This window comes from Aquabacterium sp., assembly GCF_016234775.1.
Classification (GTDB): Bacteria; Pseudomonadota; Gammaproteobacteria; order Burkholderiales; family Burkholderiaceae_C; genus Aquabacterium.
Window position 1 is genome coordinate 61,313 of the sequence record NZ_JACRAH010000021.1, and the last position, 26,934, is coordinate 88,246.

Annotated in this window: 25 protein-coding genes and 1 pseudogene; 9 read left to right on the forward strand and 17 right to left on the reverse strand. The window is 63.4% G+C overall.

Translation table 11 applies throughout. From position 1 onward, the window contains the following. Positions 1-3 precede the first annotated feature (3 nt). Entirely contained in the window at positions 4-1,143 is a 1,140-nt protein-coding gene (gene tgt, locus HY836_RS06380; RefSeq protein WP_290674680.1) for a tRNA guanosine(34) transglycosylase Tgt, read from the forward strand. A gap of 60 nt (positions 1,144-1,203) precedes the next feature. Next, a complete protein-coding gene (locus tag HY836_RS06385) occupies positions 1,204-1,749 on the forward strand; it encodes a hypothetical protein (protein WP_290674682.1) in 546 nt (181 codons plus the stop codon). A gap of 21 nt (positions 1,750-1,770) precedes the next feature. Here the strand turns inward: HY836_RS06385 and HY836_RS06390 are convergent, their stop codons facing one another. The 7 genes from HY836_RS06390 to HY836_RS06420 form a co-directional block, all read right to left on the reverse strand. Next, complete coding sequence (locus HY836_RS06390) at positions 1,771-2,808, reverse strand: endonuclease/exonuclease/phosphatase family protein (RefSeq protein WP_290674685.1); 1,038 nt, start codon at positions 2,806-2,808, stop codon at positions 1,771-1,773. Positions 2,809-2,827: 19 nt separating this feature from the next. Further along, positions 2,828-3,505: a CAAX prenyl protease-related protein gene (locus tag HY836_RS06395; protein WP_290674687.1), complete on the reverse strand. Its 678-nt coding sequence runs from the start codon at positions 3,503-3,505 to the stop codon at positions 2,828-2,830. Positions 3,506-3,592: 87 nt separating this feature from the next. After that, entirely contained in the window at positions 3,593-4,966 is a 1,374-nt protein-coding gene (locus HY836_RS06400; protein WP_290674689.1) for an MFS transporter, read from the reverse strand. Positions 4,967-4,981: 15 nt separating this feature from the next. Then, positions 4,982-6,853, reverse strand: coding sequence for an MFS transporter (locus tag HY836_RS06405; RefSeq protein ID WP_290675054.1), 1,872 nt, complete (start codon positions 6,851-6,853; stop codon positions 4,982-4,984). A gap of 143 nt (positions 6,854-6,996) precedes the next feature. After that, positions 6,997-7,803: a DUF2145 domain-containing protein gene (locus HY836_RS06410; RefSeq protein ID WP_290674691.1), complete on the reverse strand. Its 807-nt coding sequence runs from the start codon at positions 7,801-7,803 to the stop codon at positions 6,997-6,999. 14 nt (positions 7,804-7,817) lie between these two features. Beyond that, positions 7,818-8,261, reverse strand: coding sequence for a hypothetical protein (locus HY836_RS06415; RefSeq protein ID WP_290674693.1), 444 nt, complete (start codon positions 8,259-8,261; stop codon positions 7,818-7,820). Positions 8,262-8,287: 26 nt separating this feature from the next. After that, positions 8,288-8,737 (reverse strand): YiaA/YiaB family inner membrane protein, encoded by a 450-nt coding sequence (locus HY836_RS06420; protein ID WP_290674695.1) that lies wholly within the window; start codon positions 8,735-8,737, stop codon positions 8,288-8,290. Positions 8,738-8,852: 115 nt separating this feature from the next. Between HY836_RS06420 and HY836_RS06425 the strand changes: the two genes are divergently transcribed. Next, positions 8,853-9,602 carry a helix-turn-helix transcriptional regulator gene (locus tag HY836_RS06425; protein ID WP_290674697.1) on the forward strand — a complete coding sequence of 250 codons (750 nt, stop codon included), beginning with the start codon at positions 8,853-8,855 and terminating at the stop codon, positions 9,600-9,602. Positions 9,603-9,623: 21 nt separating this feature from the next. Here the strand turns inward: HY836_RS06425 and HY836_RS06430 are convergent, their stop codons facing one another. Genes HY836_RS06430 through HY836_RS06445 form a run of 4 tightly spaced genes read right to left on the reverse strand, consistent with a single transcriptional unit; the run spans position 9,624 to position 12,935 of the window. Further along, positions 9,624-10,832 (reverse strand): CoA transferase, encoded by a 1,209-nt coding sequence (locus HY836_RS06430; protein WP_290674699.1) that lies wholly within the window; start codon positions 10,830-10,832, stop codon positions 9,624-9,626. A gap of 28 nt (positions 10,833-10,860) precedes the next feature. Then, on the reverse strand, positions 10,861-11,313 hold the full coding sequence (locus HY836_RS06435; protein WP_290674700.1) for a biopolymer transporter ExbD: 453 nt from the start codon (positions 11,311-11,313) through the stop codon (positions 10,861-10,863). Positions 11,314-11,330: 17 nt separating this feature from the next. Next, positions 11,331-12,110: a MotA/TolQ/ExbB proton channel family protein gene (locus HY836_RS06440; RefSeq protein WP_290674702.1), complete on the reverse strand. Its 780-nt coding sequence runs from the start codon at positions 12,108-12,110 to the stop codon at positions 11,331-11,333. A 27-nt stretch (positions 12,111-12,137) separates the two neighbouring features. Next, the gene (locus HY836_RS06445) at positions 12,138-12,935 is read right to left on the reverse strand and encodes an energy transducer TonB (protein ID WP_290674704.1); all 798 of its coding nucleotides are present in this window, start codon (positions 12,933-12,935) and stop codon (positions 12,138-12,140) included. A 154-nt stretch (positions 12,936-13,089) separates the two neighbouring features. Here HY836_RS06445 and tssA point away from each other — a divergent pair, with 154 nt between their 5' ends. Then, on the forward strand, positions 13,090-14,196 hold the full coding sequence (gene tssA / locus HY836_RS06450; RefSeq protein WP_290674706.1) for a type VI secretion system protein TssA: 1,107 nt from the start codon (positions 13,090-13,092) through the stop codon (positions 14,194-14,196). 46 nt (positions 14,197-14,242) lie between these two features. Here tssA and HY836_RS06455 read toward each other — a convergent pair whose 3' ends face one another. From HY836_RS06455 to HY836_RS06480, 6 genes and pseudogenes are all read right to left on the reverse strand, one after another. Continuing rightward, positions 14,243-15,043, reverse strand: a complete 801-nt coding sequence (locus tag HY836_RS06455) for an OmpA family protein (RefSeq protein WP_290674708.1) — start codon at positions 15,041-15,043, stop codon at positions 14,243-14,245. 1 nt (position 15,044) lies between these two features. Next, entirely contained in the window at positions 15,045-16,031 is a 987-nt protein-coding gene (tagF, locus tag HY836_RS06460) for a type VI secretion system-associated protein TagF (protein WP_290674710.1), read from the reverse strand. Beyond that, complete coding sequence (gene tssM, locus HY836_RS06465) at positions 16,028-19,906, reverse strand: type VI secretion system membrane subunit TssM (RefSeq protein ID WP_290674712.1); 3,879 nt, start codon at positions 19,904-19,906, stop codon at positions 16,028-16,030. Before tssM ends, tagF begins: the two co-directional genes overlap by 4 nt. Before the next feature lie 19 nt (positions 19,907-19,925). Next, positions 19,926-21,470 carry a hypothetical protein gene (locus tag HY836_RS06470; RefSeq protein ID WP_290674714.1) on the reverse strand — a complete coding sequence of 515 codons (1,545 nt, stop codon included), beginning with the start codon at positions 21,468-21,470 and terminating at the stop codon, positions 19,926-19,928. 82 nt (positions 21,471-21,552) lie between these two features. After that, positions 21,553-21,819: a PAAR domain-containing protein gene (locus tag HY836_RS06475; RefSeq protein ID WP_290674716.1), complete on the reverse strand. Its 267-nt coding sequence runs from the start codon at positions 21,817-21,819 to the stop codon at positions 21,553-21,555. Positions 21,820-21,975: 156 nt separating this feature from the next. Further along, positions 21,976-22,599, reverse strand: a pseudogene (locus HY836_RS06480) (M15 family metallopeptidase); the annotation flags it as partial. 257 nt (positions 22,600-22,856) lie between these two features. Between HY836_RS06480 and HY836_RS06485 the strand changes: the two are divergent. From HY836_RS06485 to HY836_RS06505, 5 genes are all read left to right on the forward strand, one after another. Continuing rightward, positions 22,857-23,750 carry a hypothetical protein gene (locus tag HY836_RS06485; RefSeq protein WP_290674718.1) on the forward strand — a complete coding sequence of 298 codons (894 nt, stop codon included), beginning with the start codon at positions 22,857-22,859 and terminating at the stop codon, positions 23,748-23,750. A gap of 120 nt (positions 23,751-23,870) precedes the next feature. Then, the gene (folE, locus tag HY836_RS06490; RefSeq protein ID WP_290674720.1) at positions 23,871-24,629 is read left to right on the forward strand and encodes a GTP cyclohydrolase I; all 759 of its coding nucleotides are present in this window, start codon (positions 23,871-23,873) and stop codon (positions 24,627-24,629) included. Positions 24,630-24,634: 5 nt separating this feature from the next. Further along, positions 24,635-25,063, forward strand: coding sequence for a BLUF domain-containing protein (locus tag HY836_RS06495; RefSeq protein WP_290674722.1), 429 nt, complete (start codon positions 24,635-24,637; stop codon positions 25,061-25,063). Continuing rightward, the gene (locus HY836_RS06500) at positions 25,057-26,022 is read left to right on the forward strand and encodes a DUF429 domain-containing protein (protein ID WP_367114638.1); all 966 of its coding nucleotides are present in this window, start codon (positions 25,057-25,059) and stop codon (positions 26,020-26,022) included. Before HY836_RS06495 ends, HY836_RS06500 begins: the two co-directional genes overlap by 7 nt. Next, a complete protein-coding gene (locus HY836_RS06505; protein WP_290674724.1) occupies positions 26,019-26,882 on the forward strand; it encodes a D-hexose-6-phosphate mutarotase in 864 nt (287 codons plus the stop codon). Before HY836_RS06500 ends, HY836_RS06505 begins: the two co-directional genes overlap by 4 nt. The last annotated feature ends 52 nt before the right edge of the window (positions 26,883-26,934 follow it).

The following is a 26,934-nucleotide window of genomic DNA, read 5'->3' on the forward strand; positions in this document are numbered from 1 at the left end:
ACCATGCTGACATTCGATCTCATCAAGACAGAAGGCGAAGCCCGACGCGGCCGCCTCACACTCAACCACGGCGTGGTGCAGACCCCCATCTTCATGCCGGTAGGCACCTATGGCACGGTCAAAGGCGTGATGCCCCGTTCGCTCGAAGAAATGGGCGCGCAAATCATCCTGGGCAACACCTTCCACCTGTGGATGCGCCCAGGCCTGGACATCATGAAGCAGTTCGGTGGCCTGCATAAGTTCGAGAGCTGGCACAAGCCCATCCTGACGGACTCGGGCGGCTTCCAGGTCTGGTCGCTGGGTGAGATGCGCAAGATCAGCGAAGAAGGCGTGCGCTTTGCCTCGCCCGTCAATGGCGACAAGCTGTTCCTGACGCCTGAGATCAGCATGCAGATCCAGACCATCCTGAACTCCGACATCGTCATGCAGTTCGACGAGTGCACGCCTTACTGGAAGGGTGACAAGTCGCTGGGCCACATCACCACCGAAAAGGAAGCCCGCCTGTCGATGGAGTTGAGCCTGCGCTGGGCCAAGCGCTGCATCACCGAGTTCGACAAGCTGCAGAACCCCAATGCCCTGTTCGGCATCGTGCAAGGTGGCATGTTCCCCCATCTGCGTGAGGAATCACTGGCCGGCCTGGTGGACCTGAACCTGCCCGGCTATGCCATCGGCGGCGTGAGCGTGGGCGAACCCAAGGACGAGATGCTGCGCGTGATGAACCACATCACGCCCAAGCTGCCCGCCAACAAGCCGCGCTACCTGATGGGCGTGGGCACGCCGGAAGACCTGATCGCCGGCGTGGCCACGGGCATCGACATGTTCGACTGCGTGATGCCCACACGCAATGCGCGCAATGGCCACCTGTTCACGCGCTTTGGTGACCTGCGCCTGCGCAACAGCCGCTACAAGGCTGACGAACGCCCCATCGACGAGACCTGCACCTGCCACACCTGCCAGAACTTCAGCCGCGCCTACCTGCACCACCTGGATCGTTGCGGCGAAATGCTCGGCCCCATGTTGACCACCATCCACAACCTGCACTACTACCTGAACCTCATGCAGGAGGTGCGTGATGCCCTGGATGCAGGTCGCTTTGGCGAGTTCCAGAAGCAGTTTGCAGCGGATCGGGCGCGCGGCGTTTAAACGGTTCCAGACCAGGGCGGCCGGACACAAAACTTCACAGCCAGGGCCCATACTGCCAGCATGCTTACCAACCTGTTGACCGTACTCAAGCGTGTCCTCAAGGGGCTGATTTCAGGCATAGGCCGCGCCATCTCCACGGTCGGCATCTGGCTGATCGCCCTGGTGCTGCTGTTCGAAGAATGGGGCTGGGAATACCTGGCGGCCATCGTCGCCTGGTTCGGGCGACTGCCCGGCCTGCGATGGATAGAGGGCCGCATTCGCGGTCTCCCGCCTTACGGCGCACTGGCGCTCTTCGTCGTGCCCGCTCTCACGTTGCTGCCAGTCAAGCTGCTGGCGCTCTACTGGCTAGGGAACGGGCATACCGTTCTGGGCGTCAGCCTCATCGTGGCAGCCAAACTGGGTGGCACCGCCATCACCGCTCGCCTGTTCATGCTGACTCGCCCCACACTCATGAGGCTAGCCTGGTTTGCAATTGGATTCAACAGGTGGATGGCCTTCAAGGAGCGCGTGCTGACGCGCGTGAAATCAAGCCAAGCCTGGCACCAGTGGCATGCATTCAAGGTCAGCGTCAAACACCTGGTTCAACGCATACGCGCACTCTTCTAGCGTGCATCACAGCATCAAGGCTCATTGGCGGACCAACAACAAGTCCGCAATCACTGGCCGATGCTCTGAGGCTGTCTTGCCGCCCACCTCGGCGCTCGCTACACCGATGCTGTCGCTGACCAGGATGTGATCAATGCGCAGCAACGAGATCCCCAGTTTGAGCGAATGGCCATGGGTATAGCCATAACCCCAGCCCGCAGACGAATACACATCCCGCAATCCGGTGTTGAGCAAGAGCTTCACCACCTCCGAGGATTCCGGCGCATTCAGATCACCCGCCACGATGCGTGGGCGAGGTTTGTAGTGCCGCAGCTGCTCCACCATCAACGCCGACTGACTCATGCGGTTGCTGACGTTCTCGCCCCAGACCTTCAAGCCCTTGCGCCCCTCGAATCGCGTGGCGTTCAGGCCTTGACGCGGCGTCACGAAGTGCACGGTCACCACATCGACCTCCTGGCCGTGGGCCTCTATCACGCAATGCACAAAGCTGTGCATTCGCTTGTTGTAGGGTATCCAACCCGGCCCGCATTCCTTGATAGGATATCGGCTGGCGACCACATACTGCTCATACAGATAGGTGTGGCGATCACCCACGATCGCGCGAAACCGTTCTGGCTGGTACTGTTTCATGTCGCCCATCTCGTTGGCATCCTGCATCACCAGCACATCGGGATCGTGTTGCAGCACCTCCATGGCCAACTCATAGTATCCGTTGGGGCGCGCCGCGGCGTAGAACGTCTTGGCGTTGTAGGTCATGAAACGGATCCGATCATGCCCCTCGTCCGCTTGGCCCACGCACAAACCCATGATCGCCGTCAACACCACGATCAGCGAGACTGCCGACAAGGCTCGCCAGAACCACCCCAGATAGAACGACAGGCCCAGTGCTACCGCGGCTGGGCCCAGGTACACGGGATAGGGCAGGTACTGCATCAGGGCCAGCAGCGGACGTCGCTCCGGGGTGGCGGACAGGTTGAACCACAGAAACCCCACACCGACGGCGACCAGCAGCACCGCCGCCTGGCACAACCTCACCCACCATCCGCCTGCACGCCTCATGGCCTGATCGCCTTCCAGTTCACCAGAACTGCCAATTCCCGAAAACCACCACCCAGATGCCCAACACGCCGTTGGTCACGGCATGGGCCACGATGGCCACCCACAAGGACCGCGTGTAACGGTACAACAAGGCATAAGCCAGGCCTGCCACGATGGCCCCCAACCACTGGGTATGGGCCAGCATGAACACCAGGGTAGAGAGCACCATGGCCTTGGGCGAGACCTCTGCGGGATCGACCTTCTCGAAGTCCGGATTGTCGATCCAGCGCATCAGGAATGATCGCCAGAAAAGCTCTTCCATCACGGGCACCAGCAAGGCTGCACCAATCCAGCGAACGATCACCAGCCCCCATTGCAACTGGCCGTCCGGATCGACGGGCCGAAAACTCGCCGTAGGCCGCCCCAGCATCATCCAGGGCTCGGTCAGCATGATCCACAGCTTGAAGACCACGAGTCCCACCACCACCGCGATGACGGCCCGCTGCAAGTTCAGCCGGGAGCCCGCTGCAAGTTCACTGTACTCACGCCAGAAAAAGGCCAGACTGCCACCAACGATCAGCACGGACAGGCCATAGACCCACCGGGGATCCAGCCAGGCGTTGTCCTGCGGCAGATAGCCGCGCACGGCCAGCAGCACCATGAACAGGGCGAACGGAACGACGCGGGCCCAACCGGCACGTGTGAGCAAGCTTTCCATGAATTTCCGAATCTATGGAGATGGGTGCGGCATCGGTCAGCCGCAGACCTTGACATTGTCGCGTCAAGCAAGGCACGGGCCTCCACCTCATTCAGGCGAGCGCACACGCCAGCGTCGCAACCAGGCCACGGTCTGAACCCACAACAGCGGCTGCCACCACACGGTCATCAGCATGACAAAGCCGTGCAACAAAACGGCTGCAGCAAAAATGCCGCCCACGCCCAGCCCCAAAGCCGACAGCAACCAGGTCAACAAGGCGCTCAGCAGGATGAAAACGGCGTTGAGGATGTTGTTGGCCGCCACGATCCGGGCGCGCCTCGCAGGCTCCGCACGGTATTGCATCTGGACGTACAAGGGCACGCTGAACAAGCCGATCGACACCGACATGAGCATCTGGTCGGCCAGGCCACGCCAGTGCAAGGGCCTGGCCATGAAATCCTGCACCGAATAAGCCTGAACGGACGCCATGCCCGGATCGATCGAGATGCCGTGCACCACCCAGGCGATGTCCAGACCGAACACGCCCATCCCAAGGGCCCCCACCAACACCAGGCCCAGTTCGGGCTCATCGCCATCGCGGGCGTGGGTCAACCACTCACACAGCAAGGCACCGGCCGCCACGCCCAGAGAAGTCAGCACCAGCAGCAAGGAGGCGATGTCCTCGCCCGCGTGCAGCACCGTCTTGCTCAGAACCGGGAACAAGCCGAGAAAGAAGGCCCCGAAACACCACATCCACGAGATGCCGAGCAGGCACATGAACAGCACCCGGTCATGGTGGATGCGATCCAGATTGCGCCAGGTTTCCGCAATGGGGTTCCAGTTGATGCGCAAACCAGGCGAGACGGCAGGTGTCGCCGGTACGCCCTGCACGGCCACCAGGCCCACCACAGCCAGCAGCACGATGGCGGCCATCAAGGCGACCGTGCCGCCCCACTGCGGCGCCACCAGCACGCCCCCGCAGACCGTCCCGAGCAAGATGGCCGTGAACGTGCCCATCTCCAGCAAGCCATTGCCACCCGTGAGTTCGCTGGCGGCCAGGTGCCTGGGCACATAAGCGTACTTGACCGTGGAGAACAAGGTCACGTGCACGCCGGAGAGGAGCACGCTCAGCAGCAACAACGGCACATGTTTCGTCGACAGCGCCCAGGCTGCCAGCAGCATCATGAACACCTCGGCCACCTTGGCCAGGCGCATCAAGGCGGCCAGATCGGAGCGATCCGCCCACTGGCCGGCCGTGGCAGACAACAGCACTGACGGCAGGATGAACAAGGCGCCCAGCACCGGGCCGACCTCTTCCGGCTGCAACCAGGGCACGTTGACCTGATAGGTCAGGATCAGGACAACAGCGAACTTCAACAGGTTGTCATTGACGGCACCCAGAAACACTGTCCAGAAAAACGGCGCAAAACGCCGCTGCCCGAGCAGCCTGATCTGATGGGGGCGCCGATCCGGCTCGCTCATGACGAGAACCTGGCCTCAAGGGCAAGGTTGGTCCAGCAAGGCTTGCACCTTCACCTGGAGCCCCTCCGGCGTCACGTCCTGTGGCGCAATCGGCTCGCCCACCACGAGGCCAATGCGGTTGAACAAGCCACGGCGCAAGGGCTTGGACATCGCCGCCCCTTCAATGCGCGAGAAGGTCGAGCCCCAGAGGTTGTGCAGCGCTGACGGGATCACCGGCACGGGATTGGTCTCCAGGATCTTCATGATGCCGGGCTTGAAAGGCTGCATCTGACCGTTCTTGGTGATGGCCCCTTCAGGGAACAGGCACAACAACTCACCTTCGTTGAGCACCTGGCGGGCCCGTTCGAAGGCGCGCTCGTAGGCTTGCGGATCTTCCTTCTGCGGCGCGATCGGGATGGCTTTGACCGCGCGGAAGAACCAGCCCATGCCGGGCGTCTTGAAGATGCGGTGGTCCATCAGGAAGATCATCGGGCGCGGGCTGCACACCCCCAGGATCACCGCGTCCACGAAGCTCACGTGGTTGCACACCAGGATGGCAGCACCATCGGTAGGCAGGTTCTCATCGCCAAGCACCTTGAGGCGATAAACGATGCGGGTCACAAACAGCATGACCAGGCGCACGATGTACTCGGGCATCAGCCAGAACACATAGCCCACCACGATCACATTGAGCAAGGCGGTGGCCGCAAACACCTGCGGAATGGAGAAGCCATGACCCAGCAAGGCGCCGGCCATCAAGCTGCTCACGATCATGAACAAGGCGTTGAGGATGTTGTTGGCCGCGATGATGCGCGCACGGTGGCTGGGCTTGGCGCGCAACTGGATCAAGGCGTACATGGGCACGCTGTACAGACCCGCGCTGAAAGCCAGCAAGGCCAGATCGGCCATCACGCGCCAGTGTTCATGAATCGCCACGAACTCGCCCACCGTCATCAAGGCCGCACCAGGTGCATGAGACAGATGTTGCGTGGCCAGGTACAGATCAAACGCGAACACGCTCATGCCCACGGCGCCAATGGGCACCAGACCGATTTCGACATGGCGGTGCGAGAAGGTTTCACACAGCAGCGAGCCTGTGGCGATGCCCACCGAGAACACCACCAGCAACAGCGAGGCCACTTCGGTATTGCCACCCAGCACCTCCTTGGCAAAGGACGGGAACTGCGACAGGAACACCGCACCAAAGAACCACATCCACGAGATGCCCAACAGGGAGCGGAACACGCTGGGGTACTCGGCCGCCAGCTTGAGGTTGCGCCAGGTCTCAGAGGCCGGGTTCCAGTTCAACTTGAGGTTCGGATCCGACGAGGGCGAAGCCGGGATGCGCAAGGCCACCAGCCAGCCGATGAATGCCACAGCGAAACAGCTACCTGCGACCCAGTGCACACCAGTCTCGGGAATGCCCATCATCAGGCCGCCCCCCACATTGCCCAGCAAAATGGCCACGAAGGTGCCCATCTCGACCATGCCATTGCCGCCAGTGAGCTCGCGCTCGCTGAGGTGCTGAGGCAGGTAGGCGTACTTCACCGGCCCAAAGAAGGTCGAGTGCAAGCCCATCAGGAACACGCAGGCCAGCAGCAAGGGCACGATCTGCATCCAGAAGCCGATGCCAGCGAGCACCATCACGGCAATCTCCAGCAGCTTCACACCCCGCATGATCACCGCCTTGTCGTACTTGTCTGCCCACTGCCCTGCCGTGGCCGACAGCAGCACGAACGGCAGGATGAACAAGGCGCCGATCACCAGGCCCGCCATCTTCGGCTCCAGCCAGCTGAGCTGCAGCTGATACGTCACCAGCACCGTGAGGGCAAACTTGAACAGGTTGTCATTGGCGGCACCCAGAAACTGGGTGAAAAAGAACGGCGCAAATCGCCGCTGGGACAACAAGGCGAACTGCCCCGTCTGGGTGCCGTGCGGCGCGTGCTGGACTCCAGCAGATGGGTTGCTGCTTTCACTCACGGTGAGGCCCTCTCGGATTGAATGGCGTCCATTGGACAACAAATCAGCTGCCCGTGCAGACACAAATGGGCTCAACGGACCACCCATTCCGCGCCACCCAGGCCGGTACGTTGCAACCACGCAAAGACCGAGTCAACCGTGGCGGTACGAATGCGTCCGGTAAACCTGAGGTAGCCGGGGTGATCATCAAAGCTCACATTGGCCGCTGTCATGCGAGCCCCCAGACGCGTCAATGTGGACAGATGCAGTTCGGTCGGCTCGTAGTCATGCGCCTTGAGCCAATCCTGCGCCGACTCGCGGCTGATCTGATCGGCCCCCATGGCCACGGCGATGGTCTCGACCGCCCATTGGTTGCTCTGTTGATAGGTTTGCGACCAGGGATAGGCCACCATGCTGTAGGCACGGGTGTGGATGCCAGCCACGGGCGCCGGGTTCTTCAGCATGGGCCAGAGCTTTTGCTGGGCATCCGGACTCAAAGGCACGATGCCCGCCACGTACTCGAAGGGCGTGTCCATGAAGAAGTCGCCAATGCCTTCACGGTAAACGGACGCCTTGTCCGTGCCGCACTGGTTGAGCTTGTGCAGCACCCGCCAGGTGTCGCCATCCTTGTAGGCCAGGCCGAGGTGTGAATAGCGCAAGCCGTATTCGCGCAGGTTCTGGCCAGCGCGCGCCAGCACCACCACTTTGGCACCCGACGCATCCAGCTGTTTGATGGTGCGCTCTGCCAGCGCCAGACCACGCGTGACAGCCGACAGCTTGAGGGGCTGTGCCTCACAGGTTCGCCCTGCCCACGCAGGCTGAACCCCAACCCAGGCCACAGCCAGCAAGGCCGCCCCCAGAACAGCACGCACGCCACCCACCTTGTTTTCAACAGACATGATCGGCTCCTGATTCAGCGAATGACGCGCTCGTGATGCAACAAGGCCTGCCCCAGCGCATTGGGGATCAGTGCCAGCACGGTACCGGCCGTGGACAAGACCCAGCCCGCACTGATGGCCGTGACCGTGATGGCGGCACCCACGGCCACGGACGCCATGCCCACGGACATCGCCGACCACTTCACCACGATGCGTGCGCCGTCGCTGGCACGCTGCAACACCCACACCGTGCCATCTGCCACCACCTCGATGGAGGCCAGTACGAGCACCGACCCCGCCGCCACGGACAGGATGGGCGCCGAGACCGACACGGCCACCGGCAAGGCCGACAAGGCACTGGCTTCCGACAAGCCGTCGTTATGCGCCAGGGCGGGTGCCGCAGGCAAGGCCATGCCCACCGACAGCAGCGACACCAGCAGGCCGCGACGAACAGACACCGATACGCGATCAACACACATGATCTGACTCCAGTTGGAAGAAGGGGTTACTGAGACACCGACATCGCGGCCACATCGTCTTCATGCGCATCACGCAGCATCTTGGCGAGCGTGAAGGCCGAGGACAGCAAGAACAACCAGCACACCATCAGGAAGGCCTTGTAGCAAGCGTCAACCGCCATCTGCCACATGCCCCAACCTGTCAGGCCCACAGCGAGTGCAAAGCCAACCCACACCACCAATGCCCACATCGGTGTGCCATCCTGAGCGGCCGCCTGGTCACGCACATGCTTGGACAGCACGAACACCGTGGACAAGGAAAACACATAGCCCATGACCATGAAGGCCTGCTCCAGCGCCTTGCCGGGCAACCATGCGAGACCCGTTCCGCACAGAAAGGCGGCGATGGAAAAAGAGATCCAGACTTGAATCTTCCAGGCCCGGGTATCGCGTCGAATCACAGTAGCCATGATGGTCTTGCCTTGGCTGTTGAACATGGACGCGATTCTTGGCGAGCACCCCGTTCAGGTCAATCAAACAATACGAAGTGCCACAAGCGTGTTCATGAAGTATCATTTTTCGATACTTGAACAGACACAGGAGCTTTGAATCATGAGCACCAGCCAGGATTTGGTCACCGCGCTGAAGGCCGAACTCAAGGCCGCAGGCGTGACCTATGCGCAGCTCGCCGCCCGACTGGGCATGGCCGAGTCCAGCGTCAAGCGCATCTTTGCCAAAGCCGACATGCCCTTGTCACGGGTGGACGACATCTGCCGCGCACTCAAGCTGGATTTCGCCGAGCTGGCCAGGCGCGTGGCCGACGCCCAACCCCTTCGACGCGAACTCACGCTGGCACAGGAGCGCGCCGTGGTGGCCGATCGCAAGCTGCTGCTCATGGCCATCTGCTGCCTGAGCCAGTGGAACTTCGATCAGATCATCTCCAGCTACAACATCAGCGAAGTGGAGTGCATCCGCTACTTCACCAAGCTCGACAAGCTGGGCATCATCGAACTGCGCCCGCTCAACCGCTACCGCCTCCAGGTAGCCAAGACCTTCCGCTGGCGCCCGCACGGCCCGGTCATGCAGTTCTTCCGGGACAACGTGGTGGACGAGTACTTTGCCGGCGGCTTCGACGGCGAAGACGAGATGCTCCTGCTGGTGCATGGCTCGCTGGGCCCCGGGCTGGCGTCTGCCTTTGCCGAGCGCCTGCAGCGCACGGCGGAAGACTTTGCGCAGCAGCATCTGGCCGACCAGCGCCTGCCAGCCGACAAGCGCAAGCCTTACACGCTGGTCATCGGCCTGCGCTCATGGTGGTGGCAGGCCTTTGTGGACCTGTGGCGGCATCCACCGGGCAAGACGTGATGGCCGCAGCAGGCTGAAAGCTCACTGCGCGGGCTTGAGCGAAGCCAGCACCGCTTCGGTGTCTTCACCCAGGGTTGGCCCACGGCGCTGGATCACGCCTGGCGTGGCCGACAGCTTGGGGATGATGCCTGGCACCTCGACCGTCAGGCCATCGTGCGTCGTCACGGGCAGGATCATGTCGCGCGCACGGTAATGCGGGTCTTGCGCGATGTCCTGCGCGTTGTAGATGCGGCCCACCGGCACGCTGGCCGCGTTGAGCACGTCCAGCACCTGCTCCACGCAGCGAGAGGCGGTCCAGGCCCCGATGGCCACATCGATCTCTGCCACGCGCCTGACACGGCCCGGGTTGCTCGCCAGTTCGGCATCCGTGGCCAGGTCATCGCGCGCAATGGCGATCATCAGGCGCTTGAAGATCGAGTCGCCATTGCCACCGATCACCACCATGCCATCGGCGCAAGGATAGGCGTTGCTGGGCGCGATGCCCGGCAAGGCCGAACCCGCCGGCTGGCGCACGGCACCGAAGGCACTGAACTCGGGCAAGAGGCTTTCCATGCAGTTGAACACGGCCTCGTACAAAGCCACGTCCACCACCTGGCCTCGGCCCTTGGGGGCTTCCGGGCTGATGCTGCGCTGGCGCGCCTGCAAGGCCAGCAGGATGCCGATGGCGCCGTGCAAACCCGCCAGCGTATCGCCCAGGCTCACGCCAGCCCGCACCGGCACATGCCCCGGTTCGGCATTCAGATAGCGCATGCCGCCCATGGCCTCGGCCACCACGGCAAAGCCTGACCGCTCGCGATAGGGCCCGGTCTGCCCATAGCCACTGATGCGCAGCATGATCAGGCCGGGGTTGCGTTGGCTCAGCGCCTCATAAGCCATGCCCCACTTCTCCATGGTGCCGGGCTTGAAGTTCTCGATCACCACATCGGCCTCGTCGATCAGGCGGCGCACGGTGTCGCGGCCTTCTTCCGTGCGCAGGTCCAGCACCACGCTTTTCTTGTTGCGGCTCTGCACCTGCCACCACACGCTGGTGCCGTTGTGCAGCATGCGCCACTGGCGCAGCGGGTCACCGCCCGCTGCGGCATCGGTGGCGGGTGGCTCGATCTTGATGACATCGGCACCAAAGTCCGCCAGGGTCTTGCCGGCAAAGGGGCCCGCGATCAGTTGGCCCAGTTCGATCACCTTGAGACCGGCCAAAGCTTGCGGAGGGATCGACGAGGTGGTGGAGTTCATAGGCGGCTCTTCGGCAAAGTCAGGTCAATCAAGGCGCGGATGCAGCAGGTGCCGGCAAGGGAGCTGCCAGCTCGGGATCGGTCACGAAGTTGATACGCGTGAGGCCGGCTCGTGAGGCATCGGCCAGCGCCTGAGCCACGGCCTTGTAGGGCACGGCCTGATCGGCACGCAGCAGCAATTCGGGCTGCACCGACTTGCCCCCCTCGGCGGCAAAGCGGGCCACCGCCTCTTCACGACTGACGGGCTGGCCGTTCCAGAAACGCTCACCTTGCGCATCGATGGACAGGTCGATCTTCTCGGCCTTGATCGCCATCACCTGCGTGCTGGCCTTGGGCAAGGACAGCTTGACCGAGTGGCTGAGCAAAGGTGCCGTGACGATGAAGATGACCAGCAGCACCAGCATCACGTCGATCAGCGGGACCATGTTGATCTCGGCCATCGGGGCGCTATTGCGCTTGTCATCGAAGCTTGCAAAAGCCATGTCGCACCTCGTCCGGTTCAGTTCGCCTTGCCCGGCCCTTTGAGGGTCTGGCCGGTCGACAAGAAGGTGAACAGCTCGAAGGCGAAGGCGTCCAGTCTGGCGCCCCACACACGGTTGCTGCGGGTCAGCCAGTTGTAGCCCATCACGGCCGGAATGGCCACCGCCAGGCCCACGCCCGTCATGATCAGCGCCTCGCCCACGGGGCCTGCCACCTTGTCCAGCGTGCCTGCGCCCGTCGCACCAATGGCCAGCAGCGCGTGGTAGACACCCCATACCGTGCCGAACAACCCGACAAAGGGTGCGGTGGCACCAATGGTGGCCAGCACGCTCAGGCCGCTCTCCATGTCCATCGTGATTTCATCAAGCACCTTCTTGATGGTGCGCGTGAGGAACTCCTGGGCACTGCCCGCTTCCTCCAGCTTGGAAGCACCGAAGCGCGCGTGGTGAATCTGTGCCTGCATGGCATGGGCCGTCAGATGCGAGAAAGGATCGGCTGCACCTTGCGCCTGTATCTGCCGGTGCACGGCTTCCAGCGAGTCCGCGTTCCAGAAGGCCTTCAGGAAAGCCCGGCTGCGCTGTTGCCGGCCCAGCAAGGCCACGCCCTTGGTCAGGATCAGGATCCACGACACCAGTGACATCAGCACGAGGATCACGAACAGGCCTTGCCCGACCGCATCGGTCTGACCGATGAAGTGAACAAAACCCAGTTCCGTGCCCGCGGTCGTGGTGGCAGTGGTCGGTACTTGTGCAGAGGCGGCGGGCAAGGGCAGCGATGCGGCAACAGCAGTTGGATTCATCTTGACTGGTGATTCTTGTTGTCAGGCTCAATCGGGGGCAGTGAACGTCATTTGACCATGCAGCCACCCCTTCCAGGGCTGGCCGTTCTCCGTGCGAGGCTTGAAGCGTGCGCGCATGACATTGCGCCTGGCCTGGCGATCCAGCCGCGAAGAGCCGGAGCTGCGCGAGATCCTGAAGTCCTCGGGGCGCCCACTCTCATCAATCAGCACCTCGAACTTCACCGTACCCGACTCGCCGAAATCATAGGCATCGGCCGGGTAGTCATTGGGTGGCTTGACCAGGTAGTCGGCGGGCGAGATCGTGTGGTCTTTCTGGTCGTTACGGCCCCGCTCCGAGCCGGATGGCGCATCGCCGGCCACATCCTTTTGAGCGCGAACGGCAGCGGGTTGGGCTACTGCCGCTGGCGAAGGTGGTGCCACGCGGCTTTCGGTCGCAGTTACCACAGGCTCGGTGGGCTGGGCTGCCTTGGGGCTGGCCAGAACGGGTGGCGGGGCGGGTGCATCCACGACCTGCCTGCGCTGTGCCACCTGATCACGCACAGGCAAGGGAGCCAAGCCTTCGTGACGTGAGCGTGGCGGCTCTACATGTGGAGGAGGTGGTGGCGGCGGAACTGCAAGGCTGGGCGTATCCGGCAGCAACTGCGCCGAGATCACCACAGGCTCGGGATAGTCCAGCGGCTTGACCGATGCCTTTAGCACCAGCCACGCCACCAGACCATGCAGCAGCAGCACGATGCCCACCAGCCAGACACGCTGACGCCAAGTCAGCTCAGCCGGCAAGAGGGGCCGCCCTGAGGTAACGGGTTGTGACAAGGTAAGGGGCATGAACGGGGTCGGTGCAAATACGAGCGCCAGTGCGAGCACTCGAAGCGGCGATCTTATCCATGTCTGACGTCTTTCTCCCCAGCTTGGGGGAGCGCGCATGGCCGAAGCGCGCCCTGCTTCATGGGATGATCGCTGTCTACGAATCAGGGAAGCTATGGAACTGGAAGCTTTGCTGGCGCCCATCGCAGGCGCCTCGCCGTGTGGCGAAGACATGTCGTTTTCGACCGAGTTCGATCAGATCGCCGACATGCGTCGCCAGGACGACCCCACGCTGGATCAAGGCGAGTGGGTCACATCGCTGAAAGTGGCAGACTGGCCAGGCGTGAGCCAGGCCTGCACCACCTTGCTGAGCACCCGCACCAAGGATTTGCGGCTGGCCATGTGGCTGACCGAAGCCCAGGCGATCACACACGGCTACGAGGGGCTGGATCAGGGCCTGCAACTGTGCGCCCAGCTGTGCGAGCGCTACTGGAGCGATCTGCATCCGCAGGCCGATGCCGGCGACTTTGAAGAGCGCATCGGCAATATCGGCTGGCTGCTGCACCGTGTGGTGGCCTTGTCCGATGCACTGCCCTTCACCAAAGGGCGCCAAGGTGCCGCCTACAGCCTGCGTGATCTGGCCACTGCGAGGCAGAACGCGGCCCAGTCCGATCGCGATGAGGCCGATGCGGCACGCCAGGGCGCAGACGCCCTGACGGTGGAGAAGTTCAACCGCGCCCTGAAGGAAACCCCCTCTGCCCATCTGCTGGCCAGGCTGCAATCGGCGCGCCACTGTGAAGCACACCTGCTGGCCTGGCAACAGATCGTCGATGGCCACCTGGGCGCCGACGGCCCCGGTTTCGTTCAGGCCAAGGAGGCGCTGGCTTCGGTCATCCACCAACTGGAGCGGCTGGCACGCGATGCCGGCGCACTGCACGACGGCGGCAGCGCTGCGAACGGGCTGTCAGACGACCTGTCAGGGAATCTGCCCGACCAGAGCGACGACATCGGCACGGATGGGCCCGCCGCCAACCGCGGCACCTACGGCCAGGGCGGCCCCTTGCGCACGCGCGCTCAGGCGATTCAACAGTTGCGCGAAGTGGCCAGCTTCTTCCGCCGCACCGAGCCTCACAGCCCCGTAGCCTACCTGGCAGAAAAGGCCGTCAAGTGGGGCGAAATGCCGCTGCATGAATGGCTGCGCAAGGTCATCAAGGACCAGGGTGCCATGTCACATCTGGAAGAGCTGCTGGGCCTGGACGACAACGAGGGCCAGGACGCCTGAAGCGCATGCGCCCTGCCGCCGCAGGGTCCTCAGGAACGCAGGGGCGTCAGGAACCGACGCGGAATTCGATGCGTCGGTTGCGTGCCCGGCCCTCGTCCGTGGCGTTGGAGGCCACAGGCTGATCTGGCCCCAGGCCCGAGATGGCCATGCTGTCGGCCGGCAAGCCTTTGCCGATCAGATAGCTCTTGACCGACTGCGCCCGCGCCAGCGACAAGCTCACATTGGCCGCGCGCGCGCCCGACGCATCGGTGTGCCCGATGACCTCGAACTTGCGCCCCTTGAGCTTGCCCATGGCCACGGCCATCTCGTCAAGGATGGGCCAGGCCGTCTGGCGCAGCACCGCGCTACCGGGCTCGAACTCCACGATCCGATTGGCCAGTGCCTGGTCGACCACCGACTGCTCCTGAACAGCCACGCGCAAGCCGTTGCGGATCGTGTAGGTGGGGTTGAGGGACTGGGCCATGTCGCTGGTGATCTGCTGACGCACGGCTTCATTGCCCACTTCGCCGCGGATGCTTACCGTGTTGCCCTGGATGCTCAATTGCCCATGGCTGACTTGCTTGATCGAGGGCGACAGCAACTTGCTCACGTACTGGTTCCATTGCGGAGGCGCCACCACGGAGCCGAGCGTGAGCTGGTCTACTACCCGCTCTGCGCCATAGAGCTCTCGCATGCGCGCGATCACGGCCACCCGGGTGGCTTCGTCCGGCACGGTGCCTGCCACGACGACCTGATTGGCCCCCTGAACCTGAGCTGCAGTTTGCGCGTGGAGCGGCGACAGCGCCGCCAGCCAACCCACCAGTGCCAGCCCCCATCCCGGACGAGCAATCAAGAAAGACCTGTTCATATCACTCTCCCAGGAACACTTCACGGTAGGTGCTCAAAGCCTGAGCCAGCGACAAGCCCGGGTCACGCAGGTAGTTGGACAGCTTGCGCAAGCCGTAATCGGCATCCACCTCGTCTTCGACCCACTCGGCATCCAGCAGGTTCACGCCCTGCTCCCCCAGCAAGGCCTGATCTACCACGGCGTGCAGCGTGGCCGCCGAAGCCCCCTGAAAGCCGACAACCAGATATGGACGGCCATCCAGCGTGGTGAGAAACAGGCCTAACTCAACCGCATGACGGCTGAAGAAGCCCATGATCAAGGACAGCCACCAGGATGCAACGGCGCCCCTCATGGCGACATCGGACACCAAAGGCAGACACAGCACCTTGCTGAGCTTGGCCGCACCTTGTGCCATGGCCGGTTGTAGCAACATGCCCATGGCCAGCGTGGCCTGCCGGATCGAGATGCGCGTGCCGTTGGCCGCCAGCATCTGTTCCAGGCTGGCCACCGTGTGCGTATCCAGAAAGTCTTCGAACGAACGCTGCGCACTGGCCAGGTTCACATCCACATCCAGCGGGCCATTGAGGCTGGCCTGCGCGTGCTCCAGCTCCACGGCGGCATGCGCCACACGCGCCACCTGCTCCAGTCGCGCCCACAGACGAGACAAGGCCAGAGGCCCCACCGTCACGAAATCACGAGGCTGGGGCAGATCGAACGCCCCTGCGGTGATGAAGGGAAAGCGACGCCCGGACGCATCCTGGCTGGCCAGCCAATGCCCGGCCAGGCCCACCGAACTGCCCGTGCCCAGAATCGCAAACTGCGTGGCCGGTGCCGCGTCGTAGACCAGCTTCCAGCGGGGATCGGCCGCCAGGCGGTCCATGGTCTGGGATTGCCATTTGTCCAGGCTGGTAATGAGCGAAGCATGCTGGGCGCTGCGCACGAAGTCGCCTCGCGACGGCACCTTGCCGAAATACAGCAGTTCCGTAGGTGAGGTGCTCACCGCGCTCATGATGCTGATCCTTCCTTGTTGTTATTCGAGTTGCTGGTGGCGGTGCTCGCCCCCTCGTCCTGGCCAGCGATGATGGATGGCAGCGCACCCGGCTTGCCCACCGGGCCGTTGCCGCTGGCCGTGGCTGGGGCAACAGGTGCAGCCGGTGCTGGCGTCGAGGCATTGGAGATGATGCGCAACTGCACCCCCACCGATGCGCCGCCTTGCGTCCAGCGCAACTCATGGGTCTGGCCGTCGACGCGCTTGCGTTGCGCCGCATTGATCATCTTCTCCAGCCCAAAACGGCCTGGCTCATTGAAAAATTCGACCTGCTTGCCATCCAGGGTGTTGCCCGTGATGCGCACACCCGGTGTGCCCGAACCCGGCCAGACGAAGTGCGCCCAGTTCGCCAGGCCATTGCGGTAACGCATCACCTGCCCATCGATTTCCACCGTGTAGTCGGTCAAGCCCGGCGCAGACAAAGGCATGATCTGGAACACGGTTTGCGCTTCAGGTGCCGCCGCGCCGCCGCCAGCAGCCGCACCGGGGCCTTGCCCGTTGAGCGGTGCAATCCAGGCGCCCAGCCCCGAGACAAACTCCGGTCGCAGGCGCACGCCCATGTCCGCCCAAGTGCGCGAAGACACACCATCACCGCGCTTGAGCACCAGCGCCCCCAGCGACTGCTCGACGAACTTGGCGATCACCCCATCGGTGCCGAACACCTTGGCGATTTCAGACGGCGCCGCTTCCATGCGGGATCCACGATCAAAGGGGTACTTGTCTGCCAGGCCACGTTGATAAGGCTCAAACACCTGCGCCATCCAGACGCGATTGAGCTCGGCCTCTGTCGGTTTGACGATCACGGCATAAGCCTGCATCAAGGGGCGAACCAGCAAGGGGCGCAGCGCGTTGCGAGCCGAATCGCCGATGCCATTGAGCATCTGCTCGTCCACCAGCTTCAAGGCCTCGGCGAGCTCACCGTTGCCCTCCAGCGTCTGCAGCATCAGCTGCTTCGATGCCGGACCAGGATCGCCCTGCGTCTTCATCTGATTGAAGCGCGAGCGGATCTTGGCGAGCGAGGCCAGGTAGGCGCGAATCATGGGCTCGCCGCCTTCACGCGGCATCATCAGACGCCCCACGCCCGCAAACTCTTTGCCGATCGGTCCCATGGGCTTGGCCTGTTCCTTGCTGAAGTCCATGTTCACATTGATGGCCACAGGGGACGGCGCTGCGCCCAGGATGGTCTGCTTGAACCACGTCATGAAGGAGCGCTTGCCTGCGCCCAGCTTGTCGTCCAGCAAGGAGGGGTTGTCCCAGGAAGTCTGCTCGTACAGGCTCTTGAGCAAGACACCCACGGGCGAGTTGGCCGGGTCACCCAGGCGGTTCATGTTGACCACGGCCGCATCAAAGCTGGCGAAATCTTGCACGCTGATGCTCTGCATGAACTTCTGCCACTCACGCACGTACTCCGTTTTGTAGAGCTGGGTCAGCGACTTCTGGATCTGCTCCGGGCTGCCTTCCAGGGTAAGGTCATCATTGGAGGCCGTCTTGAGCACCCAGTCGGTGGACTGCAATTCTGTGTTGGCGGCATCCTTGATCGCATCCTTGACATAGCCGTCCCAGGCTTCCCGGGTGAACGCACCGGATACGGCATAACCGCCGGCCACCACCTGGCGGTCGGCATCCGACACCAGTCGTGCCACCGTCACCGGGGCAAAACGGGTGGCCGCACGGGCCTTGATCTCGGCATACACGCGCTCGCGAGCCGGCATGCCCTTGATGACGCGCCGTAGATTGTCACGCGTTTGGTCCAGCAGGCTGACATTGAGCTCCTGCTCGGGGAAAGCCGGATCGGCCATCTGCGCCATGGCGAAGGACATGATGCGCTCGGCCTTCGGGATGAGTTGCTCGCGCCGCATGTTGCCGCGGTTGTTGTCCAGCCAGGTGCGCCAGAAGCGCGTGAGCTGGTCGCTCATGTGGCCGGGCTCCAGCCGGCCGCGCTCACCGAGCATGAGGTAGGCCTTCAGCGCGTTGTAAGCCTCGGTCACATTGGTGCTGGAAGCGTTGGCATAAGGGGATGCACCCGCCGCCGGCGCTTCCGCAACCGGATCACCGTTGGCGTTTTCGGTGATCACACCTGGTGCATTGGCGGGCGCGGCAACCGCCACCGGCTGTGCATTCGGGTCCGGCAGGAACTGCAAGGGGCGCAGATCGGCCGCATGGGCATTGACATCACCCAGGTACGCGGCGATGGCCTGCGCAGTGGGCTGCAACATCACCACCTGCAAGCCATTGAAATACTCTTCCTTGAGGCGATCTTCAATGGCCTTGCCTTGATACAGGCCCATGCCGATGGACCAAGGGCGCGCCTGCCGATAGCGCTGCATCTGCTCCAGGCGATCCTGCAGGATCTCCAGCGCCTCCAGGCGGGACTGCAGATCCACGCGCTTGTCCTGAACCTGCAGCGCCTTGATCAGGTCCGCCTCGACGTGAGCCACCAGCTCACGGTTGCCCATGTAGGACCAGGTCCACGCGGCCAGCAAGGCGCCCAGCAGCACGACGCCGCCAAAAAACGTCGCGTAGCGCAGGTGGAGCTTGGTTCGGCTCGTGTACTGCTGCACCAACTGGCGATCGGCAAAGATCACACGAGAGAACAATTCCTTGAGAAAGAAGCCACTGTTGGAATACACCGCAGCCGAGGTACCCGGTTGCAACTGCAGCCCGAACTGTTCGGCCACGCGCTCGCTGGCCCGGCTGGTGGACTGCCCCTCCTGCACGGCACTCGTGAAGTAAAAGCCGCGGAAGATCGGTCGGAACTGATAGGGATTTTCTTCAAACAAGGTGTTGATGAAGGTGCGCAACGCCGGCTTGAGCGCTGCGAACTCCAGAGGGAAGGTCAGCACGCCAGGCGGCAACTGCTCGCCTCGGTGCAGCGACATGCGGGCCACCGACGCATCCTTCAAGCCTTGGTACAGCTCTTCAAAGTGCGTTTCGAACTGCGCCACCGCATCCACGCCCCCGGCCGTGTCGTACGGCAAGGTGGCACCCCAGACCTTGTCGCGTTCGCTGCGATCACGGTCTTCGAAGAAGTCGACGAAACCGGCAATCAAGTCAGCCTTGGTGAACACCACGTACACCGGCGCAAAGACCTCCAGCTTCTCGGTCAGCTCCTGCACACGCTGGCGCAACTTGCGCGCCAGATCGATGGCGAACTCGGGCTTGTTGCCCCCCAGCTCTGCCACGCTCACGGCAATGATCACGCCATTGAGCGGCGCCTTCGGCCGATGCTTCTTGAGCAGCGACAGGAAGCCCAGCCATTCACTGCGATCTTCTTCGTGCACGGAATAGCGGCCTGCCGTGTCCAGCAAAATGCCTTCCGTGGTGAAGTACCAGTCGCAATGGCGTGTCCCGCCTATGCCCTGAATGACGTTGTCAGCGCTTTCTGCAAACGGGAACTTGAGCCCGGACTTGACCACCGCCGAACTCTTGCCTGCCGCAGGGTTGCCGATCACGGCATACCAGGGCAGCTCGTACAGGGCGGCCGAGCCGGAGGTCTCACCCAGCTTGGATGACTTGATCAGCTTGACGGCCTCGGCCATGCGCTCACGCACGGCCGCCACCTCATCCTGCTTGCCGGCTTTGGCCGCCGCCTTCAAGGCCTTGTCGGCATCGGCGTCCATGGCCTGCTCCAGCGCCTTGGCAGCCTGACGGGCCTTGTAGCGCCGCCACACCCACACGCCGGCCCAGGCCATCAGCAGCAAGGCCAGCACGGCCACAGCCCAGACCATGCCGATGCGCATGGCGTCGGCACCGACCAGAAGCAAACCAGCCAAGGCGGCCAGGCCGATCACGGCCAGCACGCGAGGATCAAGAAGGAACTGCCAGATTCGTTGCATGAACTTGTACCAATGTCGATCAGGCCGCGACAGGCTCGGCACGCCAAGGCGCCAGAGCCACCACGACCCGATCATGAGAAGACTGCACGTGTGTGGCCACGGCCACCTGATCAGGCTGTTCGCCTGAGCGCAAGGCGGTGCAGGCCAGCGCCGAAGGCACCAGGGCCCGCGCCACACCCAGATCACCACAGGATTCACCCACGCGGGTCACGGCCAGCATGGGGTCCACACCCGGCATCACGTCCTGCAGGGCTTCGAACAATTCGGCGGTGCGGCTGGCCCGGTGATCGCCATCGGACACCACCAGCAAGCGATCCTTGTCTGCCTGATTCAAGGACAAGGCATGCTGCAAGGCCGCGCCCAGCACGGTGGCACCCACACGCCCTGCGGCATCGGCAGATTTGTCGCGTGCGGCCCGCACGGGACGCCACATGCGCACAGGCGGCTGGGCGCGCTCGGCCAGATCAGGCCAGTGCTCATTGGCCAGCAGCAGCCCTGCTGCGGCCTCACCCGGCACCTTGCCCGTCTGATGCGAAGAGGTGAACAACTCGCCCACAGCCTGCATGCGTTCCACACGCGCTTCGTTGACCGCGCTGTCCACGGCCAGGACCAGCCATAACTCGGGGCGTGGCTCGCGCGACCATTGCACCATCTGGCGATCCAGTTCGTCCCACACCTCTTCAGGGCGTTCCACCGCATCCACCAGCCAACGCACGCCTTTGGCACCGGCGGCCTCGGCCCAGTCCAGCAGGCTGCCGCACTGACTGCGCACCCATTCCACCGCTGCGGTGCGCTCGTGAGCCGCCCAACTGGTGGGCAAGAGCAGGCGTACGGTCAGGTGCGGGGCCACAGCGGCCTTCGCCCGCAACTGGGCCTTGTTGACGGGCATCGCCACGCCAGACAAGTGCGCCTTCATGTCAGCGGCCTGAGCCGATGGCAAGGAGTGGCCATGTTCTGCAGCAGGCGCACGCGCAGGCACCAACTCGCTCACGGCACTCAGCATGTGGTGCAAAGGGGCTTCCAGCAAGGCCAGACCGCGCAACACGGCATCGGGCAACTCGGCACCATCCTGCGCCAGTTCGGCATGCGCATCCAGCCAGTCGCGCACATCGAGATCGGCCACACGCGAGGTGAAGATGGGCAAGCCATCCAAGTCCTGCAACTCGCTGTCCAACTCAGGTCGGATCGATTGCGATTGCAGACCACTCCATGCCGCAGACGCATCGGTTCCTGCAGACAGCGTCACGGCTTCGGCCAGCACCCATGCCGACAGATGCCGCAGAGATTCGTCGGCGGCAGGCTGAGCCGACACGCCAGACGCCGGCGCTTCAGCGGGCTTGACCGGGTTCACCACGGTCGCAGAGGCCTGCTCGCGCAAACGCACGACGCCCCACAGGACCAACAGGAAGAAGCCTGTCAGTGCAAAAGGCAGCACGAACAGTTGCCCGACGATCTCGGTGGTGCTGGCCTGATGGCCGCTGGATTGCCAATGCCAGATCGTGAACAGCCAGACGACAACGGTGATCGCCAGCCACAAAGCGCCTGCTTTCAATACCTTGGTCATGCCCTGACTGCCTGCTTGATGACCGAGTCGATGTTCGACCCCGACCTGATTTTTTCTTTATGAAGAGCGCACCCGATGTGACTCAGATGCCCGTGGAGACCGCCTGTGCCGCAATCAGGGTGGCACCGCATGCACACTTGTCACCATGCCGCGCCGCGGGCTTGCCATCGATGATCATCGTGGGGTCACCCGAGACGATGACGGTCGTGCCGTGACTGCGTTTGGGGCAAGTCACCTGGTCGCCCACGCGGGCGATGCGTTTGCCCTGGGTGTCCGTCGTGCCGGAGGCTTCGATGACCGTGCCACCATGATCGGTGGTGTCACCCAATACGATGAATGGACGGCCCATGGCGTCTGCTTCCCTGTTTGTGCTGTGTATGTGTCAGACGGATTGCGCCGCTGCGGGGCGAGTCTAAAGGCAGCGCAAGGCATCAAGCCCCCCCGCAGGAGGGGTAACGCCGTTACCAACTGTGTCAAATGCGCGCAGTAGTTACATGCCCGAACATCACTGCACCTTTGCCCCAGCAGCAGCGGCCTTGATCGCCTCTTTGGCACCTGGTTTTCGCCACTCCACATGGCCCAGATCCATCATCTGCCAACGGCCACCCCATGTCAGCCCCATCTGCTCGGCCACCTGTCCATACAACTGATAACCACGCATGGCCCACGGGTCCTTCTCCGAGATCACCAGCTTGCCATCCTTGTAGAAGGCCAGGTCCACGGCCAGGCCGTATTGGTGATAGCTCTGCCAGGCGCCCGCCATGGTCACGTTGCTGCCCTTGGCCGCCAGCATGGCCTGCCGCTCAGGGCTGCGATAGCCCTCCAGCAGCGCCATCTCGTAGCCATGCTCGTCCTTCATGATCTTGAAGACCATCAGCACCCGTTGAACGAACTCAGGGTCCATCAGATCCCAGCGACGATCGGCACTCGACAGCATGGGCCGAACGCTCTCCACCTCCACCGTCGTGAAGACATCCGGCGGCAAAGGCGGAGGTGGCACCAACTGTTCACCAGCCAGCAGATGCGCCACTTGTTGATTGCCCGGATCAATGCGATCGTCGAAGCCTTCCAGCGTGCGTGGCCCCTTGAGCCCCCAAGCCAGCACCAATGCCACGGGGGTCAACAAGAGCGCGACCGAGCCCAGGGCCCATGTCCAGCGCGAAGACCACTGCGGCGCGCCCCGCCACACGCGCTCGCGCCACTGGGGAAAAACCAGCAGGGCCAGCGTCACGCAGCCCAGCAGGAACAACATCCAGACCCACCCTGTTCGCATCATTTTTTGTAACGATTATTTGCAACCCCGTTGCAGCCCCATATCGCGTTGGGCCGCCCGTCTTTAGAATGCCCCGATTCGCTGAAGAATCGATAAGAACAAGGGAGCCCGGCTTGAGCCAGAACCGCGGCGGACAACTCGTCCGCCAATCCACCTCAGACAAACCCGGCCGACCGAGCCTGGATCGTCCCAGCCTGTTCGCCGGCATGGACAACGAGGACAGCACGTTTGGCGGCGACACGCAGCGCGTGCGCATTCTATCGACGCTGGAGTCCTCACGCCGCCCCACCGGCCGCAAGGGCTTGACCAAGATCCACGGCATCACCAAGAAAAAACGGAGCAACTGGCAGACCAAGGCACTGATCGGACTGATGGGCATTGGTGTGCTGACCTTGCTGACCAGTTTTGTGATGGTGATCCTGGAAGGCCACAGTAGTCCAGCCAAGCCCGAGTCAGGCAACCGTCCTGCCGTAACGTCAGAGGGTATCAAGCGCGCCAATGGCCTGGCGCCCAAAGTGGCCGCAAACACCAGCAATCCGCTGGCCGCCCTGATCGCCCCCCCCCAACACCCTGCCATGGCGCCCGCGCCGCAACAGGCTGCGGTGATCGAGAACGTGATCAACACGCCGCCAGCGATGCAGCCTACCGAACCCAAGGTGGCCGGCGTCAATCCAGCACCGACGCCCCTTCAGCCCCCCGCCAAGGCCCAGCCCCAGGCGCCAGTTCATGACTCGGCCACCAGGGCATCCACATCCGGCTCGGGCAATCTCGACACCAAGCTCAGCATGCCGCCGCCAGCCAAACGCACACCGGCCAGCAAGAGCAAGGACGAAGACGTCGCCCTGCTGGAAGCCATGTTCGCCCACACCCGCCCACGGCCGGCAAGCGTATCGGTTGCCGACGAACTCAAACAGCGCTGCGGCAGCCTGAGTGGCGCCGAAGCAGCCACCTGCCGCGCCCGGGTTTGCGTGCAAAACCCCACCGCGGCCGTCTGCCACCAGGACTGAAACCCCTTCTGTCCCCCCTTTGTTCACGTCATTTGACGCGCGTCCTTCCCGGACTGTCAGCAAGGTTGTCCAGCCCTTGTTAGCATCGGGGATTCGTTTCCTCCAGTCATTGGACGCGCCATGACCACTCCCTCGCTCCGAGCCATCGACACCAGCCAGCCCGACCCTGCCCCCCAGCAGGACGCTGCCGCTGACGACGGCACGCCGATTTCCGTCAAGATTCGCGAGCGCATCAAGGCCTCGCAAAAGCGCTTCCACGCCAACGACAACATCGCCGAATTCATCGAACCCGGCGAGCTCGACAAGCTGCTCGACGAGGTGCAGGGCAAGATGAGCGAGGTGCTCTCCAGCCTGGTGATCGACACCGACAGCGACCACAACACCCAGGACACGGCCCGTCGCGTGGCCAAGATGTACCTCAACGAGATCTTCCGCGGCCGCTATCACGAGGCGCCCGCCGTCACGGAATTTCCCAATGCGGAACGGCTCAACGAGCTGATGATCGTGGGGCCCATCACCGTGCGCAGCGCCTGCTCGCACCACCTGTGCCCCATCATCGGTCGCGTCTGGATCGGCGTGATGCCCAACGAGCACTCCAACCTGATCGGCCTGTCCAAGTACGCCCGACTGATCGACTGGATCATGAGCCGCCCTCAAATTCAGGAAGAGGCCGTCACCCAGGTGGCCGATATCCTGCAATCGCGCATGAACCCCGACGGTCTGGCCGTGGTCATGGAGGCCGATCACTTCTGCATGCACTGGCGTGGCGTGAAGGACATGGACTCCAAGATGATCAACAGCGTCATGCGTGGCTCCTTCCTGAAGGACCCCAATCTGCGGCGAGAATTCCTTTCTCTGGTCAACCACAAGAAAGGCTGAACCCCATGTTGGTTCGTCTGCTGTACGCCAGCCGTGCTTCGGAAACGCTCACGGCGGAAGTCATCGACCATATCCTGGCCGCCTCCCGCAAGGGCAACCCTGCGCTGGGCATCACCGGCCTGCTGTGCCACAGCGGAGACATCTTCATGCAGGTGCTCGAAGGTGGCCGCGATGCCGTCAGTCAGCTCTACAACAACATCAGCCAGGACCCGCGCCATCGCGATGTGGTGCTGTTGCAGTACGAAGAGATCACCGAACGGCGCTTTGCCGGCTGGACCATGGGCCAGGTCAACCTGGCACGCGTGAACCCGTCGATCCTGCTGAAGTACTCCGAGCGCCCGGTGCTGGATCCGTATGCGGTCTCAGGCAAGGTCTCCATGGCCCTGCTGGAAGAACTGATCGCCACGGCGTCCATCGTTTCCCGGCCTTGCTGAGCGCGCCCGCCACGCTGCTGGGCCTCGATTTCAGCTGCGCGCCCAGCCAACGCAAACCTCTGACGCTCGCCTGGGGGCGCCGCGCGGGCCAGGTGATTCGCCTGGATCGCGTGGATGAGCTGCCCACGCTGGCCGATCTGGAAGCGCTGATCTCCAGCGATGGCGCCAAAGCCAGGCCCGAGCTGGCCCATGGCTTCGTGATGGGCTGTGACTTCCCCTTTGGCCTGCCCTCGCCCTTCGTGGATGCCCTGCGCGTTCATGGCCCGGGTGAGCTGCCCGCGCTGCTTTGCGATCTGGGTGAGGCCCACCATCCTGCCCTCCATCATGTCCATCAGCGCCAGAGCTTCGCCGCCGATCGCCTGATCCAGGCGCTGCATGAGCACTGCGGCGACCGCGCCGGCTTCCAGCAGCTCATCGACCACTGGGGCCAGACCTGGCAACCAGATCGCCCCGAGGGCAGCAAGCTGCTGCATCGCACCACGGACAAGGCCGTGCCTGGCCTCTCGAGCACCAGCCCGCTACAGACCCGCTATGTGCCGGTTGGCAAGATGTACTTTGAAGGTATGGCCAGGCTGGTGAAAGCCGACCTGACCCTGCCCGGCCTGCGCCAGGGTCGCCCTGAAGCCATGGCGTTCGAGGCCTATCCCGGCTTGCTGGCCGGCGAACTGCTGGGCAAACGCAGCTACAAAAGCGAGACCGACGCCACCCAGGAACGCCTGATCGCCCGCATGGACCTGGTGGATGCGCTGGAGCAAGGCCGCACGCGCCTGGGCCTGCGGCTCAAGCTCAGCCCGGCGCAACGCGATCAACTGGTGGCCGATCCCAAGGGCGACAGGCTCGATGCCGTGCTGTGCCTGATGCAGGCTGGCTGGGCACATTACCAGCACGAGCACGGATCCCCTACCTGGGGCCTGCCACCCGACGTTCACCCCATCGAAGGGTGGATACTCACGGCATGAGCGAAGAACTGATTTTCCCGATGACCGAGGTGCTCGGCCAACCCGCCGTGCGCATTCAATCCCCCGATGGCGCCCAGGCTACCGTGCTGCTGCATGGCGGCCATCTCGTCTCCTGGATTCCCGCTGGCGGCCAGGAGCAGCTGTATCTGTCACCCAAGGCGGTGGCCGGCCCAGGCCAGGCCGTGCGCGGTGGCGTGCCGGTGATCTTTCCCCAATTCGAACAACGCGGACCAGACTTCAGCCTGCCCCGCCATGGCCTGGTGCGCACCCGCCCCTGGGCCGTGGACAGCAGCGGCCAAGGCAAAGACCACGCCCAACTGACCCTGGCCATTGACGACAACGCCGAAACGCGTGCCCTGTGGCCACACAGCTTCACGCTGGAGTTGACCGTCTCCATCAGTGGCCAGCGCCTGGATCTGGAGTTGTACGCCCACAACCCGGGCAACACATCCTGGCCCTTTGCGGCTGCGCTGCACACCTATCTGGCGGTGTCTGAGCTCACCCAGGTGCGCCTGCAAGGGCTGGAAGGCCGACGCTATGTGGACAACACCGTGGGCGGAGAAGCCACCGAGGACCATCCGGAAAAGCGCTTCCACGGCGAAATCGACCGCATTTACGCAGAGGCAGGCGCCCTGCTCCTGCGCGATGGCCCCCGTCGGCTGGAGATCGAATCCGACAACCTGCCCGATGTGGTCCTGTGGAATCCCGGCCCCGACAAATGCGCCGCCCTCAAGGACATGCCCGAAGATGGCTGGCTGAACATGCTGTGCATCGAAGCCGCGCGCATCTTCGAGCCCATCACCCTGGGCCCGGACGAAAGCTGGAGCGGCCGCCAGAGCTTCACCCTGACAGCCGCCTGATTGATCGTCAACCGCGGCACTCGGGCCAGTTGATCGGCCCGCGTTGATGGCG

Excerpts from the sequence above, each read along its gene's own strand:
- tgt (WP_290674680.1), top strand. The coding sequence starts at position 4 with ATGCTGACATTCGATCTCATCAAGACAGAAGGCGAAGCCCGACGCGGC.
- HY836_RS06385 (WP_290674682.1), top strand. The coding sequence starts at position 1,204 with ATGCTTACCAACCTGTTGACCGTACTCAAGCGTGTCCTCAAGGGGCTG.
- HY836_RS06390 (WP_290674685.1), bottom strand. The coding sequence starts at position 2,808 with ATGAGGCGTGCAGGCGGATGGTGGGTGAGGTTGTGCCAGGCGGCGGTG.
- HY836_RS06395 (WP_290674687.1), bottom strand. The coding sequence starts at position 3,505 with ATGGAAAGCTTGCTCACACGTGCCGGTTGGGCCCGCGTCGTTCCGTTC.
- HY836_RS06400 (WP_290674689.1), bottom strand. The coding sequence starts at position 4,966 with ATGAGCGAGCCGGATCGGCGCCCCCATCAGATCAGGCTGCTCGGGCAG.
- HY836_RS06410 (WP_290674691.1), bottom strand. The coding sequence starts at position 7,803 with ATGTCTGTTGAAAACAAGGTGGGTGGCGTGCGTGCTGTTCTGGGGGCG.
- HY836_RS06415 (WP_290674693.1), bottom strand. The coding sequence starts at position 8,261 with ATGTGTGTTGATCGCGTATCGGTGTCTGTTCGTCGCGGCCTGCTGGTG.
- HY836_RS06420 (WP_290674695.1), bottom strand. The coding sequence starts at position 8,737 with ATGTTCAACAGCCAAGGCAAGACCATCATGGCTACTGTGATTCGACGC.
- HY836_RS06425 (WP_290674697.1), top strand. The coding sequence starts at position 8,853 with ATGAGCACCAGCCAGGATTTGGTCACCGCGCTGAAGGCCGAACTCAAG.
- HY836_RS06430 (WP_290674699.1), bottom strand. The coding sequence starts at position 10,832 with ATGAACTCCACCACCTCGTCGATCCCTCCGCAAGCTTTGGCCGGTCTC.
- HY836_RS06435 (WP_290674700.1), bottom strand. The coding sequence starts at position 11,313 with ATGGCTTTTGCAAGCTTCGATGACAAGCGCAATAGCGCCCCGATGGCC.
- HY836_RS06440 (WP_290674702.1), bottom strand. The coding sequence starts at position 12,110 with ATGAATCCAACTGCTGTTGCCGCATCGCTGCCCTTGCCCGCCGCCTCT.
- HY836_RS06445 (WP_290674704.1), bottom strand. The coding sequence starts at position 12,935 with ATGCCCCTTACCTTGTCACAACCCGTTACCTCAGGGCGGCCCCTCTTG.
- tssA (WP_290674706.1), top strand. The coding sequence starts at position 13,090 with ATGGAACTGGAAGCTTTGCTGGCGCCCATCGCAGGCGCCTCGCCGTGT.
- HY836_RS06455 (WP_290674708.1), bottom strand. The coding sequence starts at position 15,043 with ATGAACAGGTCTTTCTTGATTGCTCGTCCGGGATGGGGGCTGGCACTG.
- tagF (WP_290674710.1), bottom strand. The coding sequence starts at position 16,031 with ATGAGCGCGGTGAGCACCTCACCTACGGAACTGCTGTATTTCGGCAAG.
- tssM (WP_290674712.1), bottom strand. The coding sequence starts at position 19,906 with ATGCAACGAATCTGGCAGTTCCTTCTTGATCCTCGCGTGCTGGCCGTG.
- HY836_RS06470 (WP_290674714.1), bottom strand. The coding sequence starts at position 21,470 with ATGACCAAGGTATTGAAAGCAGGCGCTTTGTGGCTGGCGATCACCGTT.
- HY836_RS06475 (WP_290674716.1), bottom strand. The coding sequence starts at position 21,819 with ATGGGCCGTCCATTCATCGTATTGGGTGACACCACCGATCATGGTGGC.
- folE (WP_290674720.1), top strand. The coding sequence starts at position 23,871 with ATGACCACTCCCTCGCTCCGAGCCATCGACACCAGCCAGCCCGACCCT.
- HY836_RS06495 (WP_290674722.1), top strand. The coding sequence starts at position 24,635 with ATGTTGGTTCGTCTGCTGTACGCCAGCCGTGCTTCGGAAACGCTCACG.
- HY836_RS06505 (WP_290674724.1), top strand. The coding sequence starts at position 26,019 with ATGAGCGAAGAACTGATTTTCCCGATGACCGAGGTGCTCGGCCAACCC.